Origin of the sequence: Ereboglobus sp. PH5-10 (genome assembly GCF_029504735.1) — a bacterium.
GTDB lineage: Bacteria > Verrucomicrobiota > Verrucomicrobiia > Opitutales > Opitutaceae > Ereboglobus.
The window spans coordinates 26,672-42,841 of record NZ_JAQFIP010000002.1; the positions used below are offsets into that span (position 1 = coordinate 26,672).

Annotated in this window: 9 protein-coding genes; 1 reads left to right on the forward strand and 8 read right to left on the reverse strand. The window is 60.0% G+C overall.

Going from position 1 to position 16,170, the window contains the following annotated elements; all coding sequences use genetic code 11:
• Positions 1-116: 116 nt before the first annotated feature.
• The 4 genes from M2447_RS02150 to M2447_RS02165 all read right to left on the reverse strand — a co-directional run bounded on the left by M2447_RS02150 (position 117) and on the right by M2447_RS02165 (position 9,748).
• Complete coding sequence (locus M2447_RS02150) at positions 117-6,329, reverse strand: alpha-2-macroglobulin family protein (RefSeq protein WP_277557214.1); 6,213 nt, start codon at positions 6,327-6,329, stop codon at positions 117-119.
• A gap of 120 nt (positions 6,330-6,449) precedes the next feature.
• Entirely contained in the window at positions 6,450-7,877 is a 1,428-nt protein-coding gene (locus tag M2447_RS02155) for an NAD(P)/FAD-dependent oxidoreductase (protein ID WP_277557215.1), read from the reverse strand.
• A 140-nt stretch (positions 7,878-8,017) separates the two neighbouring features.
• Positions 8,018-8,557, reverse strand: coding sequence for a DJ-1 family glyoxalase III (locus tag M2447_RS02160; protein ID WP_277557216.1), 540 nt, complete (start codon positions 8,555-8,557; stop codon positions 8,018-8,020).
• Between the two features lie 210 nt (positions 8,558-8,767).
• Positions 8,768-9,748 (reverse strand): RNA polymerase sigma factor RpoD/SigA, encoded by a 981-nt coding sequence (locus M2447_RS02165; protein WP_277557217.1) that lies wholly within the window; start codon positions 9,746-9,748, stop codon positions 8,768-8,770.
• Positions 9,749-10,161: 413 nt separating this feature from the next.
• Between M2447_RS02165 and M2447_RS02170 the strand changes: the two genes are divergently transcribed.
• Entirely contained in the window at positions 10,162-11,481 is a 1,320-nt protein-coding gene (locus M2447_RS02170) for a hemolysin family protein (RefSeq protein WP_277557218.1), read from the forward strand.
• Positions 11,482-11,841: 360 nt separating this feature from the next.
• Here the strand turns inward: M2447_RS02170 and fmt are convergent, their stop codons facing one another.
• The 4 genes from fmt to M2447_RS02190 all read right to left on the reverse strand — a co-directional run bounded on the left by fmt (position 11,842) and on the right by M2447_RS02190 (position 15,954).
• Positions 11,842-12,918, reverse strand: a complete 1,077-nt coding sequence (fmt, locus tag M2447_RS02175; protein ID WP_277557219.1) for a methionyl-tRNA formyltransferase — start codon at positions 12,916-12,918, stop codon at positions 11,842-11,844.
• Positions 12,919-13,014: 96 nt separating this feature from the next.
• Positions 13,015-14,547: a ribosome biogenesis GTPase Der gene (der, locus tag M2447_RS02180; RefSeq protein WP_277557220.1), complete on the reverse strand. Its 1,533-nt coding sequence runs from the start codon at positions 14,545-14,547 to the stop codon at positions 13,015-13,017.
• 165 nt (positions 14,548-14,712) lie between these two features.
• Positions 14,713-15,141 (reverse strand): biopolymer transporter ExbD, encoded by a 429-nt coding sequence (locus M2447_RS02185; RefSeq protein ID WP_277509406.1) that lies wholly within the window; start codon positions 15,139-15,141, stop codon positions 14,713-14,715.
• A 126-nt stretch (positions 15,142-15,267) separates the two neighbouring features.
• A complete protein-coding gene (locus M2447_RS02190) occupies positions 15,268-15,954 on the reverse strand; it encodes a MotA/TolQ/ExbB proton channel family protein (protein ID WP_277509405.1) in 687 nt (228 codons plus the stop codon).
• Positions 15,955-16,170: the final 216 nt, after the last annotated feature.

The window sequence follows — 16,170 nt, forward strand, 5'->3', positions numbered from 1 at the left end:
TGCCGATGCGCGAAGTTTTTTTAATCGCGGAAGCGCGGAAGGGCGGAAAGGCGAAAATTCAGAATGAGATTTGATTCCGTGCTTCAGCTCTTCCGCGTTTCCGCGATGGGGTTTTCCTATTCGACGACGAGGGTGGTGCTGGCGGAGTGGGAGTTGTATTCGGGCGCATACATGCACTGGATTTCGGCGATGCCGCTTTCGTAGACGCCGCGCAGTTGCACGCGCACCGGATACTCGAACACATGCGTGCCGGCGGGCAGCCAGTCCATGAAGAAGTGCGTGGCGGTGTCGCGCGTGCTCTCATAGTAGCCGAGGCCGTTTTTCCAGCGGTAACCGCTCAGGACGTTGACCGGCTCGGTGCCGCTGCCTCGCTGGTCTTTCAAGTGCACGAACTCCATGTCTCGGTCGGTGCGCAGTTCGATGCGCGCGATGAGGGTGTCGCCGGGTTCGAGCTTGGTTTTGTCGAGCGCGACGAGGGTTGGGCCGCTCGATGTGTTGATTTGTTTCCAAAGGGTTTTCTTGAGCGTGAGCGGCGTGCCTTCGTGCGGGGTGATTTTGTCGATGGTTTGAAGATACTGCCAGGTGACGCCGCCCCACGCCGGGCCGGCGTCGGTTTTGGTGACGGTGATTTTTTCTCCCATTGACGGTGTGATCGAGGGGCCGGGGATGCGTTCGCGATAATAGCCGGTGCCGGCTTCGGATTGGGCGGGTTCGATTTTTTTGCCGCCAAGCGAAACGGTGACAAGGGCGTCGGAGGCGAGTTTGTCGGCGCCGCGCAGGAGCAGCGCGTAGACGGCGTCGGCGGTCGCCTTGGTGCTGGGCCAGGCTTGGGTTTGTTTTTGCTTGAGCAGCCAGAGTTGGAGGTCGGAGACGGCTTGGGTGTCGCGCGCGACTTCGTCGAAGACTTCGATCATGAGCGCCTGGGTTTCGATTGGGGCCTGCCACCAGAACCAGCCGCGGTTGGTGTCGGCCCAATACATGCCGAGTTCGTCGTGGTTTTGGGCGTGTTGCTTGAGCGAGGTGACGATGGCGGCGGGTGTGGCGGTGTCGCCCATTCGGGCGAGCGCGAGGGCGGCGTGGCCTTGGGATTGGCGCGGAAGCGAGAGCCAGTGTTTGCGGGCTTGCGCGGTGTAGAAGTCGTAGGCGGCGCGGGCGGTGTCGGGGATGGGGATTTGCTTCAGGTAGAAGCTGCGTGTGTAGAGTTGGAATGCGTCGGCGCTGCGGATGTGGTTGCCGTCGGGGTTGAAGTTTTCCGTGGCGATGAGCTCGGCATGGTGTTTGGCGAGGGCGGCGTCGAGCGCGGTGACGGCGCGCTTGAGCATGGTGTCGGCGCGGTTGTCGAGCGGGATGCCGAAGTGGCGCAGGCGCGCGAATCCGGCGACGAGGTAGCGGGTGATGTAGTCGCTGCCGCGTCCGCCGGGGAACCATGCCCAGAGTCCGTCGTTCATCTGGCGCTCGGCGAGTTGCGCGATGATGGCCTGGGTTTGCGCGGCGGTGCGGTTGGCATCGAAGAGATTTCCGATGGCGCGGCGGTTTTCACTTTCGCGCGTGGCGTCGCGCAGCCACGGGGTTTCCTCGATGAGCACGGATTTGAGGTCCTCGTTTTTGAGGAGGGGCGATTCGAGCGCGGGGGTGTTGCGCCATTGCTCGAAGACGCGCGCGATTTTCGGGTCGGAGTTGGCGATGTGCGCGGCGAGGGCGTTGGCGTAGTAGCGGTTGAAGAGTTGCTCGGTGCATTCGTGCGGGTATTCCATGAGGTTGGGCAGCGCAAGCACGGCATACCAAGCGGGGTTGCCGGTCATTTGCACGGTCAGGGATTCGTGGCGAAGGGCTGAAGGACTGAAGGACTGAAGGGCTGAAGTTTCGGACTCGGCCAGCTTGGGGAATCGGAAGGTGTAAGTGCCTTTGTCGCGGACGGGCAGTGTGATGGATTCGGTGACGAGCTGGCGGCGACTGAGGACGGGCAGGAAACCCTCCTCGCCGTCGCTGACCGCGCCGGTGGAGGCGACGGCTTTGTAGGTGAGAAAACCCTGGCCGTCGGGAATGGTGATGCGCCAGGAGAGCGTTTGGGATCTGTTTGCTCCCAAACTGAAGTTTACGGGTTTCTGTTCACTGTTTACAGTTGAGCCGGTGAAGAGATTCACGGCTTCGAGAGAGCTGGCGTCGGCGAAGCTGAGTTGGGCGGAGCCGGTTTGCGGCTTGTCCGTCATGTTGGTGACTTTGACGGTGAACTCGACGGTGTCGCCCTCGCGTAGGAAGCGCGGCGGGTTGGGTTGCACCATGAGGTCTTTTGCGGTGACGGCGGTGTCGGTGAGGATGGCGGAGCGCAGTTGTTTGTCGTGCGCGAAGCCGAGGAACTTCCAGCGGGTGAGCGCCTCGGGCACGGTGAACTCCATGCGCACGGAGCCGTCCGAATCGGTGAGAAGTTGCGGGAAGAAGAAAGCCGTTTCGTTAAGGTTCTTGCGCGCAGTGACGGCGGTCAGGTCGGGGGCGGGAGATAATGGAATGCCGTCAACGGAAAAAGCGGCGTGTTTGGGATCGAGACCGCCGACGCGAATAAACGAGGCTTCTTCATCGCTAAGGTCGAGCGTGACTCCGGGCATGTATTTCATGAACTCGCCCACGGTTTTATTAGAGATCTCACCAAAGTTATCAACGGAGACAGCCTCTATATATGATGATGCAGCTCTTTGCTGCATAACGCCGCTGGATTCTTCATCTGTCACGACATATCTATCCAGCTTGATAATATCATTCGTGTTAAATGATATGCCCCAATGGCGGTATTGTGAACCGTGATTAATCCTGTGGTATTTCAACTTAATCGAATAGATCACATCGTCGAACTCAATGCCTCTATTACTAATGCTCCAATTTCTATAATATCCGCTTTCGAAACGGAAGGGCGCGATGGTTGAGGGCCAGTTGTGGGGGCGATATTGATCGAGTGACGCGTCGTAGAGCGCGGCGGCGAATTCGGCGGCGACGGTAGTCGCATCCGGCGAGGTGATTTTGGCCGTCCATGTTTCGCGTCCGCCGGGAACGAGCTTGGAGTTAAAGTGCTCCCATGAGATTTTTAGTTTTTTGTTGCCCCAGGGGATGTCGATGCGGCGAGTTTTGGTGACGAGGCGGTTGTCGCGGACTTGCACAATGTTCAACGTGATGCCGCCGCGCATGGACTCTGTGATTTCAATGGGGATGTGTTGCTGTGAGGCGTTTGGTTTCGTCCAGAATGCGCGCAGAGTTTCGCCGTCCTGCTCGATGCTAATATGGGCGCGCGCAGTATCGTAACCGGAGCTCCAGAGCGCGGTGAGTGTGTCGCCGGGTTGCGCGGTCCAATTGGGCGCGGCGAGAGAGATGGGCTCCTTGATGGGATGGCGCGGGGCTTCGGGTGCGAGGACGCGGATTTCGGTTTGCGCGGTGACGGGTTTGCCGAAGCGATCCTGCGTGGTGACGATGGCGCGATAGATGCCGGCGGGGAGCTTCTGTGTGATTTTGGCAAGGCCGGTTTTTGAGTCGGTTGTGAATGCTTGGATGGCGAGAGCATCTTTTTCAGCAGGCCATTTCTGGGGATCAGGTGAAGTAGGGTCGATGGTAGAGTATTCGCTTGAGGCGCGATGATAATAGTAACGGCCTTTTTGCGCCTCGGGTTGCGGAACCGAGGCGGGTTGCGTGAGCGCGTGAAATGCGATTTGGCCGGTGGCGGATTGCGGGGCGCCGTCGAGCGTGGTGGTGGCGAGTTTCAGGGCGACTGGGGCTTGGTCGGTGAGCCAGTCGCCTTCGATTGTGATGTCGGCGGCGATCGCGGTGTAACCAACGGAGACGGTGCGCGAGGCGGTGCGTGTTTCGCCAGTGGTGTCGGTGACTTCGGCGGTGACGGAATAGGCGAACACGGGTTCGTTCTTGGCATCGGCGACGGGGTCGGGCAGGGCGGTGAATTCGAGTGTGAATTTGCCCGATGCGTCGGTTGTCGCGGTTCCGTGGGCGATGGCGTGGGGTTGGTTGGGAAGGAAGTCCGTCCACCAGCACCAGCGCGGCCAGCGGATGAGGCGCTGGACGCGCCAGGTAACCTTGGCTCCATCGATGGGTGCGCCGGTGTAGGAGACGGCGGCGCCGGCGAGGGTGACGGTGTCGTTGAGCTTGGGGGCGATTTCCGGTGCGGGGAGCGTGACCTCGAATTTTGGGCGTTTGTATTCCTCGACGTTGACGCTGGTGTCGCCGATCTCATTGGTTTGCGAATGGAGGCGATAGTATCCGGTGAGGCGTCCGGCGGGAACAGTGAAGCTGCCGGACACGGAGCCGAAGCCGTTGGTGACGAGTTCAAGTTTTCCCGCCTCCTTGCTGTTGGGGTCGGAGAGCACGATGGTGAGCCGATGATTGGTGAGAAGCGAGTAGTTGCCTTTCTTGGGAATGGCGCGCATGGCGACCGCCTTAAAATTGATGGATTGCCCCGGGCGGTAGATTGAGCGGTCTGTGAAAAAATAAATGCGGGTGTGTTCGTTTCCGGCGGGCGGATGGTTGGCGTATCCATAATCATTGCTGGAGACGGCGATTACCCGGCCATCGGGCGCAATCGCATGGATGACACGTAGCCTGTTGTGGCGAGGCGATTTCGCGCGGTTGTCGGTCAACAGGAAGAATCCATCCTCGTTCGCGGTGGTTTTCTCCACATGGTAGTTTTCGTTTTCACCATCAAACGCTGCGGAAACCGTGGCAGCCGGAACGGGATCGCCGGTAATCGCATTAACAACAAAGCCGGAGACGTTTCCATCCAGCCTGTTGTATCCGTTGTGGATGATGGCGAGGTCGGACACCCATACCGTGGCGGTTGTTATGACGTTTTTTTCCTCGGAAAAGTTTTTGTCAGGGCTGGCCGCGATGAGGTAAAGTCCCGGCTTGAGGTCGCGGGGCGCGGGAAGTTTTTCATCGCGATAACGGTAATCCGGCGTGGCGGGGAGGTTGGCATTCCAGGATTTCGCGATTTTGCGATCCTTGAATTGATCCCAATTCGCGGACATAAAGATGCTGTTTTGACTTTTGATGAGGGCGTTTTGATCGACCTCGTATGCTCGAAAATAGACTTTTTTGAGATTACGATACTGAACGCTAATGAAAGGAGCCGTGGCATCGTCCGAGATGGGCCAGGTGCTTTCAGTGGTGATGCTTTGAAGCGAACCGGCCTTGATCCTAACGATGATATTACGAAGGGAGTTGAATGCGCTTTTATTGAGCGAATTCGCGTCGTTGTTGACGGCGGCTTGGGCGATTGCGACTGCTTCGTCGGGGGCATCATGCTGCCGGAGTTGGGCAAGTGTGAGCGCGGCTGCGGTGGCGACGGAGGGTTCGGCGGGTGACGCGCGCTCAATGAAATCACGCAAAGCGGCGAAATAGCGGTCTTGGGCGGGCGAGCCGAGGATGCGCGCGGCCCAGTTGAGGCGGGAGTGCTCAATGTCGGCGAGGGCGAGTTGGGGGAGCGGGTCGTCGAGATGGAAGCGGAGGAGTTGTTGGTAGAGTTGGATGGCGCGAAGGACGGGTTGGGTGGTGCGGGCAACCTGCCCGAGTTCCGATTTCACGGGCGGGCTGCTCGTTCCACTTTCAGGGTTCCATGCGAGGAATTCTTCGAGGGAGCCGAGTATGGGGGAGTCGGGGGTGGGCTCGAAGGTATTCTCGGATTTGGCGACTCCCTGTTCGCCAGCACTGTAAAAGGCGATGGCTTCGTGGACGAGAAAATCGTAGAGGGTGGGGCGGTAGTCGTCGGGGAGATTGCCTTTGGCGAGGAGAGGTTCGAGTTTGGCGATGGGTGTTTTTTGGAGCACGACGGGATCGGCGAGCGCGGCCTCAAAATGTCGCGCGGTTTCGGCGAGGACGCGGCGGGCATCCCATGTGCGGAAATCGTCGGAGGGCTGCTCTGCGGTTTGTGTGCGTTGGAGGAGTTGCCAGCGGTTTTGTTGGTAGTAGTTCCACCATGTTTTTGCGAGCGCGGCTTCGAGAAGCGGGCGCATTGACGCAGGTAGCGCGGGCGCGTGGTCGTCGGCCAGCCATGCGGTGAGCGAACGAATGCGCGCGGCGGGTTGGCCGCGGCGGTCCACGTTGGCGGCGTCGGCTTGCGCTTTGATGAGAATTGCACGGACGGCTTCGGGCCAGGCTTCGTCGGCGATGGCTCCGGTGATTATTTTATCGAGCGCGGCGGAGGCGGTTTTGGGCTGGCCTGCTTTTTGTGCGTCGGCGACAGCGCGCCAGTCCGCGGCGCGATCCGCCGCGAAGAGTGAAGGGTGAAGGGTGAAGAGCGAAAGGAGGAGCGCGAGGACGAGCGGGAGGTTGCGTTTCATATAAAGGAAAAACGGTTGAGTTGAGTTTTTATTAACCACGGAGAGGCACGGAGGAATTCATGAGGAATGGCTGATCAATTTTTCTCTGTCTCCGTGCATCTCCGTGTTCTCCGTGGTTAATTATTGGTTTGTTTTTTCGGCAAGTTCTTCGAGGGGGTAGGTGATGATTTCGGCGATGGTGGGATGATACCAGGGAGCGCGGAGCATGTCGTGGACTGTCGCGCGCATTACGAGCGGGGTGCTGAAGATGTGAATCAGCTCGCCGGCGTCGCGGCCCACGATTTCGGCGCCGAGGATGCGGCCGCGTTTTGGGTCGGCGAGGACTTTTACGTAGCCGGCGTTGGCGTCCATGAGGATGGTTTTGCCGTGGTCGTTGTAGGGATAGCTGGCGGCGATGAAGGGGATTTTTTTTGCGCGGAGCTGGCTTTCGAGCAGACCGATGGTGGCGAGCGCGGGGTCGGTGAAGACGACGTTGAGGAGGTGCGTTGGAGAGAGGATTGCGGGGATGCGCGGCGGGCGGGTTGACGGGAGAAATGCGTGGCGGGCGGCGAGTTCGCCTTGGGCGATGGCGAGGTGCACGATGTCGTTGGGACCGCAGACATCGCCGCCGGCGTAGATGTGCGGCGCGGTGGTTTGCTGGTGGCGGTTGGCGCGGATGCGGCCGGCGGGTGTGAGGCGGACGCCGGCGGCGGCGAGATTGAGGCCGGCGGTGTTGGGTTCGCGTCCGAGGGCGTTGAAGAGGTGGGCGGCTTCGCGGGCGACGCTTTTTGTGGTGCCGTTGCGCGTGTGCGCGAAGGTTACGCGGACGCCGCGTTTTGTCCGCGCGATTTTTTCTATGCGAGTGTGGGTAAAGAGTTCGACGCCCTCGTCGCGGAGCGCCTGCTGAATGACGGCGCTGGCCTCGGGGGAGTGATCGCGGAGGATGTTGGGGCTGCGCTGGATGAGCGTCACGCGGACGCCGAGGCGGCGGAGGTATTGCGTGAGTTCGACGGCGATGATGCCGCCGCCGAGGACGATCACGCTTTTGGGGATGAAGTTGAGGTCGAGGACGTCGTCGCTTGTCCAGTGCGGGGTGTCGGCGAGGCCGTGTATTGGCGGAGTGGATACGCGCGAGCCGGTGGCGATGAGGATTTTTTTTGCGGAGAGCCGGGTGCGTTTGTCGTCGTTGAGTTCGACGGTGTGCGGGTCGATGAATCGGGCGTTTGCGCGGTAGAGGTCGTATTTGCCGGAGTTCATGGCGCGCGCGCGGTAGTCGGCGAACTCGGCGATGATTTTTTTCTTCCGCGCGTGCATGGCGCGGATATCCGGGCGCGCGACGGGGATGTGGAGGCCGAAGGTTTTGCCTTTTTGCGCGAGGTGGAGAACCTCGGTCATCCAGAGGAGGGTTTTCGAAGGCATGCATCCGCGAAGAATGCACAGGCCGCCGAGTTCGCGCGCGCCGTCAACGATGGCGACGCGTTTGCCGAATTCGTCGCGCGCGACTCGCGCCGCGTTAAAACCGGCGGAGCCGCCGCCGAGGACGAGAAGGTCGTAGGGTTTGGTGGGCATGTGAAAAAGGTTTGCTGGCGTTAAATTTCAGGCAGGGGAGCGGCGGAAGGGTGAAGAGTGAATGGTGACGGGTGAAAACGGAAGAAGTGCGCTTTTTCCTCACTCTTTCTTTTTCAGGTTTCACTCTTCCGCGCAGCGGCTCAGGCGCAAATGGAGGCTTGGATTTCGCGGGCTTTTTCGGGGGTGGTGAGTTTTTCGACGAGCACCAGTCCGAAGTCGATGGCGGTGCCGGCGCCGCGCGAGGTGATGATGTTGGCGTCAACAACAACGCGTTCTTGCATGAGCGCGGTGGGGAGTTCGTTGAGGACGGATGTGTGGCAGGTGTAGCGGAGGCCGGCGAGGAGGCCGGCGTCGTTGAGGACGGTGGGCGCGGCGCAGATGGCGGCGAGCCAGTGGCCGGCCCCGGCGTGGGCGCGCACGAGCGCGGAGACGCGCGGATCGGCGCGGAGGAGTTTCACGCCGGGGCCGCCGGGGATGAGGAGCATGTCGCGAAGTTTTTCCGAATTTGCGGAAAGTGTGGCGTCGGCTTGGATTGTGATGCCGTTGCGGCCGTTCACGGAGAGGGTTTCCGTGAGCGAGGCGGTGGTGACCCCGACTCCGGCGCGGCGGAGCATGTCGATGGGGGCGATGGCTTCGAGTTCCTCAAAGCCTTCCGGCAATAGTGCAAGGACTGTTGGCATGATGGGTGTGAAAACGGAAGGAGTTAGGATGTAGGAGTCAGGAGTCAGAATACAAGAGTCAGGAGTTGAATAATGGTGAAGTGTGGAAACAAGACTACACAGAATGAGGGCGGTTGCACTCGGAAAGTTTGAGGGGGCGGCTCGGGACGGGCTGCGCAAAAAAGCCGAGCGGGGGCTCGGCTTTTTCCGGGACGCGGGTGCGCGAGGGTTTTAGGAGACCGATTGTGTGTTGGCCTCGATGAACTCGCGGATGACCTCCATGCGTTTGCGCTGGCGCGTTTCCTCGGCGACTTCGGCGCGCGAGCGCAGGGCCTCGTTTTGCGCCATGGCTTTTCGCATTTTTATGAGGGCGGAGTTTTGCAACTGCCGGATGCGTTCGCGTGTGATGCGGAATTTCACGCCGATTTCCTCAAGGGTCATTTCGTTGAGCCCTTCGAGGCCAAAGCGCAGTTTGATGATTTCGGCTTCGCGCGGGTCGAGCGCGTTGATCATGTTGCGGAGATCGATGCTAAGATTGCGCGCGCGCAGGCTGTCGAACGGGTCCGCGGTGTTTTCGTCGCCAATGAGTTCCCCAAGGGGCGCCGAGTCGCTGTCGCTGCCGACGGGGGCGTCGAGCGAGCTTGGGCGGGCGCTGACGGATTTGAGGTGCGTGACCTTGGCGGTCGGAATCTGGAGTTCGGCGGCGAGCTCCTCGTCGGTCGGCTCGCGTCCGAGTTCCTCGCTGAGCGCGTGGGCGGCGCGGCGGAGTTTTGAGATTTTTTCGACGAGATGGACGGGCAGGCGGATCGTTTTGCTTTGGTTGGCGAGGGCGCGCTTGATCGATTGTTTGATCCACCACGCGGCGTAGGTGGAGAGTTTTCCGCCCTTGTCGGGGTCAAAGCGCTCGACGGCCTTGATTAGGCCGATGTTGCCCTCGCTAATGAGGTCGAGGAAGGGGAGGCCGAAGTCCTTGTAATCGCGGGCGATTCTCACGACGAGTCGGAGGTTGGCCTTGATCATGTGGTCGCGGGCTTCCTTGTCGCCGCTGAGGACGCGGCGGGCGAGGGCGGTTTCCTCCTCCAAGCTAAGAAGCGGCGTCCTGCCGATTTCCTGCAAGTAGAGTTGCAGGTTGCTTCGTCCGGCGGACTCGGTCTCGACGGAGGGGGCCTCGTATTTTTCAAGAAACGACGGCGGCGCATCCGGCGATGGCATGCGGTTTGGCGCGAAGGGGGGTGTGGTTGTCAGTTCGGTTTCATCATGCTGTGCATGTGTGTTATTTTGGTATGGTTGATTGAACATGGGCTGCATTTCTACGTGTGTTTGAGTGCTTTTGTGGGCGCGCCACTGATGTTACTCGATTTAAAAATGCGCAAAAAATTGTTAATAAATCGCGATTTGGCAGGTGTTTATATTTTATTTACAATTTCGCGCGGAAAGTCGGGCGCCAAGTGGGGGTAAATACCAAGAATCGTGTGTGAGTGCCTGCGACGTGTGCGCTGGAATCCGTGGAGGCAAACATAACAGCACTTGTTTGCGCCTAAATTGCTGAAAAAGGCGGAGCGTTCGTTTTTGGGCTCAATGTATTTGCATGGCGGGCTTCCAGCCTTCAATGATTCCGCCAATTCATGACCAGCCTTTCAACAGAACTTTTTGTCATTTTCCTTTTGTTGCTGGCCAACGGCTTTTTTGCGCTCGCGGAGATTGCAGTCGTCTCGGCCCGCAAGGCCCGCCTGAAGCAACTCGCCGACGAGGGCAAGGCGCGCGCTGCGGTCGCGCTCGCCACGGCGATCTCGCCGACCCGCTTCCTGTCCACCGTGCAAATCGGAATCACGCTGATCGGTTACACGAATGTCGCGTTCAGTAGCGAGACTGTCGGCAGGAAACTGGATGTGTTGCTGGCGCAGGTGTCGTGGATGCCGGCGTTCACCCGGGAAATCGCCATCGCGCTGGTTGTTGTCGTGCTGACGCTCGGCACGGTTGTCTTGGGCGAGCTGGTGCCGAAACGGATCGCGCTTGCGTATCCCGAGCGCATCGCGATGTGGACGGCGCCCATCCTCAACAAGCTCGCGGTCGTGGTCTCGCCGGTTGTCGCGTTGCTGTCATATTTGACCGAGGGATTCCTGCGTATTTTCGGACTGAACAAGGCGCCGAAGGACGCGCCCGTCTCGGACGAGGAGGTCAACATACTCATCGAGCAGGGATTGCACGCGGGCGTGTTCAACAAGGCCGAGCAGGAAATGGTGGAAGGCGTGCTCGAACTCGACCAGATGGCCGTGACCGCGATCATGACGCCCCGCCCGAAGATTGTTTTTCTCAACCTCGACGACACCGAGGAGGTGAACTGGCGCAAAATCGTGGCGAGCGGCCATTCGTATTTTCCCGTTTACCAAGGCAGCCGCGATCATGTGCTCGGCATGATCGCCGTGAAGGCGCTCTGGGCGCATTCGGCGATCGGGTTAAAAACCAATTTGAAGGACCTGCTCGTTTCGCCGCTGGTGGTGCCCGAGACGATGATGGCGATGCACCTCCTGGAGTCGTTCAAGAAGACCGGCAAGCACATCGCGCTTATAACCGACGAGTTCGGCGCGATCCAGGGGCTCGTCACGCTCATTGACGTGCTCGAGGCGATTGTCGGCGACCTGCCCGCGCAGGACAGCCGCGAGGCGCCCGCATCGAAACAGCGCGAGGACGGCTCGTGGCTGATCGACGCCACTCTGACCACGGGCGACTTAAAATCGCTGCTCAACATCGACGAGCTTCCCCACGAGGAGGAGGCGGATTTTCAAACGCTCGGCGGTTTCATGGTGACGAATTTCGGACGCATTCCCGCGTCCGGGGACTTCTTTGAATACGCGGGCTGGCGCTTCGAAATCGTGGACATGGACCGCCACCGCGTGGACAAGGTGCTCGTGAGCAAAGTGGATGCGGGCGCGGCGGAGAAGTAGCAACGCCTTCCGCAATATGGTTCATGGTTGGCGATGGCGGAAAATGCCTCGCGTATTCAGTTTTCGAATACATGATTCAAGGGGCGTGGATCTTCGATTGCGCAACCCTTTCAGGGTTGTGTGCGTTTTTTTCCAATTCCCCAGGGTGGCTTGCGCTTCGCTGCAGCAACCCTGGGCTGTCTTATGGAAGCCCGTTGGGCTTCAATACCGATGTTTTATAAAAGTGTTTGGGTGGATGCGGTTGCCAAGTGCGCCAATCGGTCGAAGCGTTCGTTTTCCACCATGGTGCGTAGGGGCGTCGCTTGCGACGCCCGTGAACGGCGCGCATTGTCCCCAAGCAGGGCGTCGCTTGCGACGCCCCTACGAGAGTAATTTCGTCATGGGTTGCGAGCTCAGTAGCGTGCCGGGGCTGATGGAACATTTAATCTGGTAGTCGGCCGCGGGAACCATTTTGCCGTATGGGCGTTGCAGGCGGTGAATGCGAAGGATGCCGTCGGCAGTGGCGATGTGGATGATGCTGGTGTCAGAGGGAAGGATAGTGCCGGGCGGGAGCGGATCCGCCGTGCCAGCCAATCCGCCGGCTGCCCACATCAGCGTATTGCCAAATGACACGCAACTGACCTTGCCCTTGTAACCCGACAGTATGCGCATCCATGTGGGAATGGTCCATTCCACGCTATCCGCCTGGCCGAATTTTATCGGGTGGGTGCCGTTGATTTCGACGCTGCACGCTGGCCACGGATAAAGGCCGTTGATGCGGGCGGCGAGCACGGCGGCGGGGACGTTGAAATCGAGCGCGCTATCGGCCTTGTCAAGGCGCCGGCAAAAGGTGGCGTCCGCCTCGTTTTGTTCGGTGAACTGAAGCCCGCCGGTTGCGAGTCGGGGAAGCGCGCGGGCGATGAGGGGGACGCAGGCGGCGGCGAGTTTTTGCTCCACGTCGAGCGCCGTATCCAGATTTTCGATACGAACGCGCTCGACATCGGCGACGGGGCCGGCGTCGAGTTTACGGACGATGCGCATGAGCGAGACGCCGGTTTCGCGCTCGCCGCACGCGATGGCGGTCTGGATGGGCGACGCGCCGCGATACTTGGGAAGCAGCGAGGTGTGGAGGTTGAGCGTGCCGAGGCGGGGCGTGTTGATGAAGTCGTCGCGCAGGATGTGCCCGTAGGCCATGACGAGCGAGAGGTCGGGCGCGAGCGAGGCGAGTTCGGCGCGGGTTTCACCGGTGAGTTTTTCCGGCTGGTGCACGGGGATGCCGTGCTCGAGCGCCCACGTTTTTATGGCGTTGGGCCGGATTTTCATGCCGCGCCCCGAGGGGCGGTCGGGCTGCGTGTAAACCGCGACGATGCGCGCGTGCTGTGCGCCGTCGGCGCCGGCGATCCAGTTGAGAAGCGGCAGGGCGATGGGATCGGAACCCATGAAAACGATGCGAAGCATGGAGAAGGGTGAAGAGTGAATGGTGAAGAGTGAAAGAAAGGCACTGCGGCCGGGATAGTGACTCGTGCGTTCGACAATTTAAGCCGCTGTGAGTAATCAGTCCTCGATTGTTTCGAAAGGTTGGAAGTCGTCGTCATCGCCGCCGGGAGTTTCGCCGGCGGGCGAGTTTTTGCGGAGGCGGGCGAGGTGCGCGCGTTTTTCGTCGCTGTATTTGCCGACGCGCTCGGGGTCGATTTTTTTGCCGACGAGGTCGAAATAAACGGGGCAGCCGTGGAGATCGAATTCGTTGATAACGCCGGCCTCCAGGTAGCGGCGGTAGTTTTCGGCGAGGTTTCCCTCGCGGTTGCAGAAAATTTTTATCCGGAAGGGGTGGTTGCTGGTTTGCGTGGCGTAGTAGATGCGGAAGCGGCGGCCGGCGACGGCGGGCGGCGGTGTGCGCTCGGCGAGGTGGACGATGAGTTTGTTGAGTCGCGCGGTGGGGATTTTTTTATCGAGGACGCGATGCAGTTTCACGGCGCTGTTTAACATGCGCGACACTTCGTAGCCGCTCATGGCCGAGACAAAGATGAGGGGCGCGCCGGGCGTGAAGTAGAGGCGCTCGAACACGGCTTTCTCGTATTTCTCTCGGTATTCGCGCTCATCCTTGAATCCGCGCAGCGCGGTGCCGGCGGTCGTGCCGTCGGCGAACGCCTTGTGCACGAGATCCCATTTGTTGACGACGACGATGATGGGTTTGTGCTCCTTGATGGCTTCGCCGGCGATGGCCTTGTCCTGCTGGGTGACGCCTTCCATGGCGTCGAGAACCACAAAGACGACGTCGGTTTCCTTGATCGAGTCGAGCGAGCGGAGGCGCGAAAAATATTCGACGGGCGATGCGAGCTTGGTCGCGGCCTTGATGCCGGCGGTGTCGATGAGGCGGAAGGGGTGGAGTTTTTTGTCGCGTCCCCGGAATTGGAAGTCGTAGGTGACCGCGTCGCGCGTGGTGCCGGGCACGTCGCTGACGATGAGGCGGTCGGAGCGGAGGAGGCGGTTGGAGAGCGAGGATTTGCCGACATTGGGGCGCCCGATGAAGCAGACGCAGAGAGGTTTCGGCGCGCCATCTTGTGTTTCTACCGCCTCGCCGGTGTCGCTGGCGTCGAGGTGTTGTTTTATCGCGGTGCGAAGGTCGGTTTCGCCGCGTCCGTGCTCGGCGGAGATGAAGAGGGGCTCGCCGAGGCCGAGGCGGTAGGCTTCGGCGACGTCGATTTTTTCCTCGCCGAAATCGGCCTTGTTCACAACGAGGAGCACGGGCTTTTTGCCTTTGCGCAGCTCGGCGGCGATGCGTGTGTCGAGCGCGGTGAGGCCCTCGAGTCCGTCGACGACAAAGAGGATGAGCGTGGCGGTGTCGATGGCGAAGGAGACTTGTTTTTCGGACGCGGCGATGAGTTGCGCGGGCGTCTCTCCGCCCTTGAGCCCGAGTCCGCCGGTGTCCTGGAGCGTGTAGTCGCCGTCGGCGATGCGCGTGGTGACGACGTCGCGCGTGATGCCGGGCTTGTCGTGGACAATGGAAATGCGTTTGCGCGCGAGCCTGTTGAAGAGGCGGCTTTTGCCGACATTGGGACGACCTACGATGACAACGGAGCGGGACATGGGAAAAAAGGAGTCAGGATTCAGAATACAGGAGTCAGGAGGGCGCTGCCGCGCCGAAAGTTTTTTAATGATGAGATTTGGTTTGAGACACTGGCGATCCGGCTCTCCGGCCTTTGGCTTTCTGATTCAGCCTTTCAGCCGTTCAGTTCTTCAGCCCTTCCTTCGCTACGCTCCGGCCTGGGTGTCGAAGGTGACTTTGTTTAGGTTGTTCTGCTTGAGATCGTCGATCAGCGAAATGATTTTTTGATAGGGCACGTTGCCGTCGGCGCGGATACGGATGACGATGTTTGCCGGGTTTGCGCCAAGGGCCTTGAGGCGGGTGCGGAGTTCGCTGAGCGTGACCAGTTGTTGATCGATGAAGTAGTCGCCTTGTTCGCGGATGGTGACGGCGATGAATTGGGTTTTCGGGTCGGGCTTCAGGCCTTCGGACGGAGATTGGATGGGCAGGTTTACGGGAATGGTTTGCTCCTGGTTGATCAGGGGCGTGGCGATCATGAAAATGATCAGAAGCGTGAAGCCGAGGTCGATCAGGTTGGTGACGTTCAACTCTGCGATCGGGTGCGACTGGCGCGGGCGTCTGACAAAACGGGACATTGTGGTGGAAGTTCTGAAGTTCTGAAAACCTGAATGCTGAATTTCGGAACTTCGTCGGTGTGAGATTTGTGGTGTCTGGGATGATTTTTTCAGCCTTCAGGCCTTCAGGTTTTCAGGCTTTTCCCCTTATTGTGATTCGAGCTCGATGCGGTCGGAGAGGGAGCTGGCGAAGTTTTCGAGCTCGGTGATGAGGCGTTTGTTGTTTGAGAAAAGATAATTGTATCCGAACATCGAGGGAATCGCGACCACGAGGCCGGCGACCGTGGTGAGGAGCGCGGAGGCGACGCCCGGCGCGAGGGTCTGGATGCTGGCGGTTTGCTGCACGGTAACGGCGTTGAAGGATTCCATGACGCCCCAGACGGTGCCGAGCAGCCCGAGGAAGGGCGCGCCGGACACGATCGAGGCGAGAAACACCATGCTCGACTCATAGTTGAGGATCTGGCGCGAGAGGGCGCGCTGGAGGGCGTTTTCGGTGTGCTCGAGACGGTATTGTTTTGTGTCGATTCCCTTGGCCTTGCCGATCTCGGCGGCGCGCCAGTAGGCGTTGATTGCGTCGGCGAAAAGGTCGCCGTAGGGGATCGAGCGTTTGTTGCGGTAGGACTCGGGGAGATCGAGCAGCGATCGCTGGTCGCGGAGGTGCTGGTCGAAGGCGAGATTGAGCCGGCGGAGTTGCGCGAGGTCGTTGCGTTTGCCGATCATCACGGCCCATGCGATGATGCTGGCCACGGCGAGCCCGCACACGATGACCTTGCCGACAAGATCGCAGCGCATGAACACATCAACAACGGAAATACTTGCCAGGATCGAATACATGAACGTGAAAACAATGAAAATGGTTTGAGTTTTGAAAAACGAAGATTGAAGCGTTGCGGTTTTTGGGGGCGGGCATCAACAGGAAAAGGGCGTTTGTGCGCGGTTTTTCTTTGCGGGAGGCGGAATGTGCGCGGGGTTTTTCGCGCGAAGGCGGATCGGGCGCATTTTCGATGTTGCGCCGCGCGCCCGCCGATTGCACACAGACAGGTTCATTTT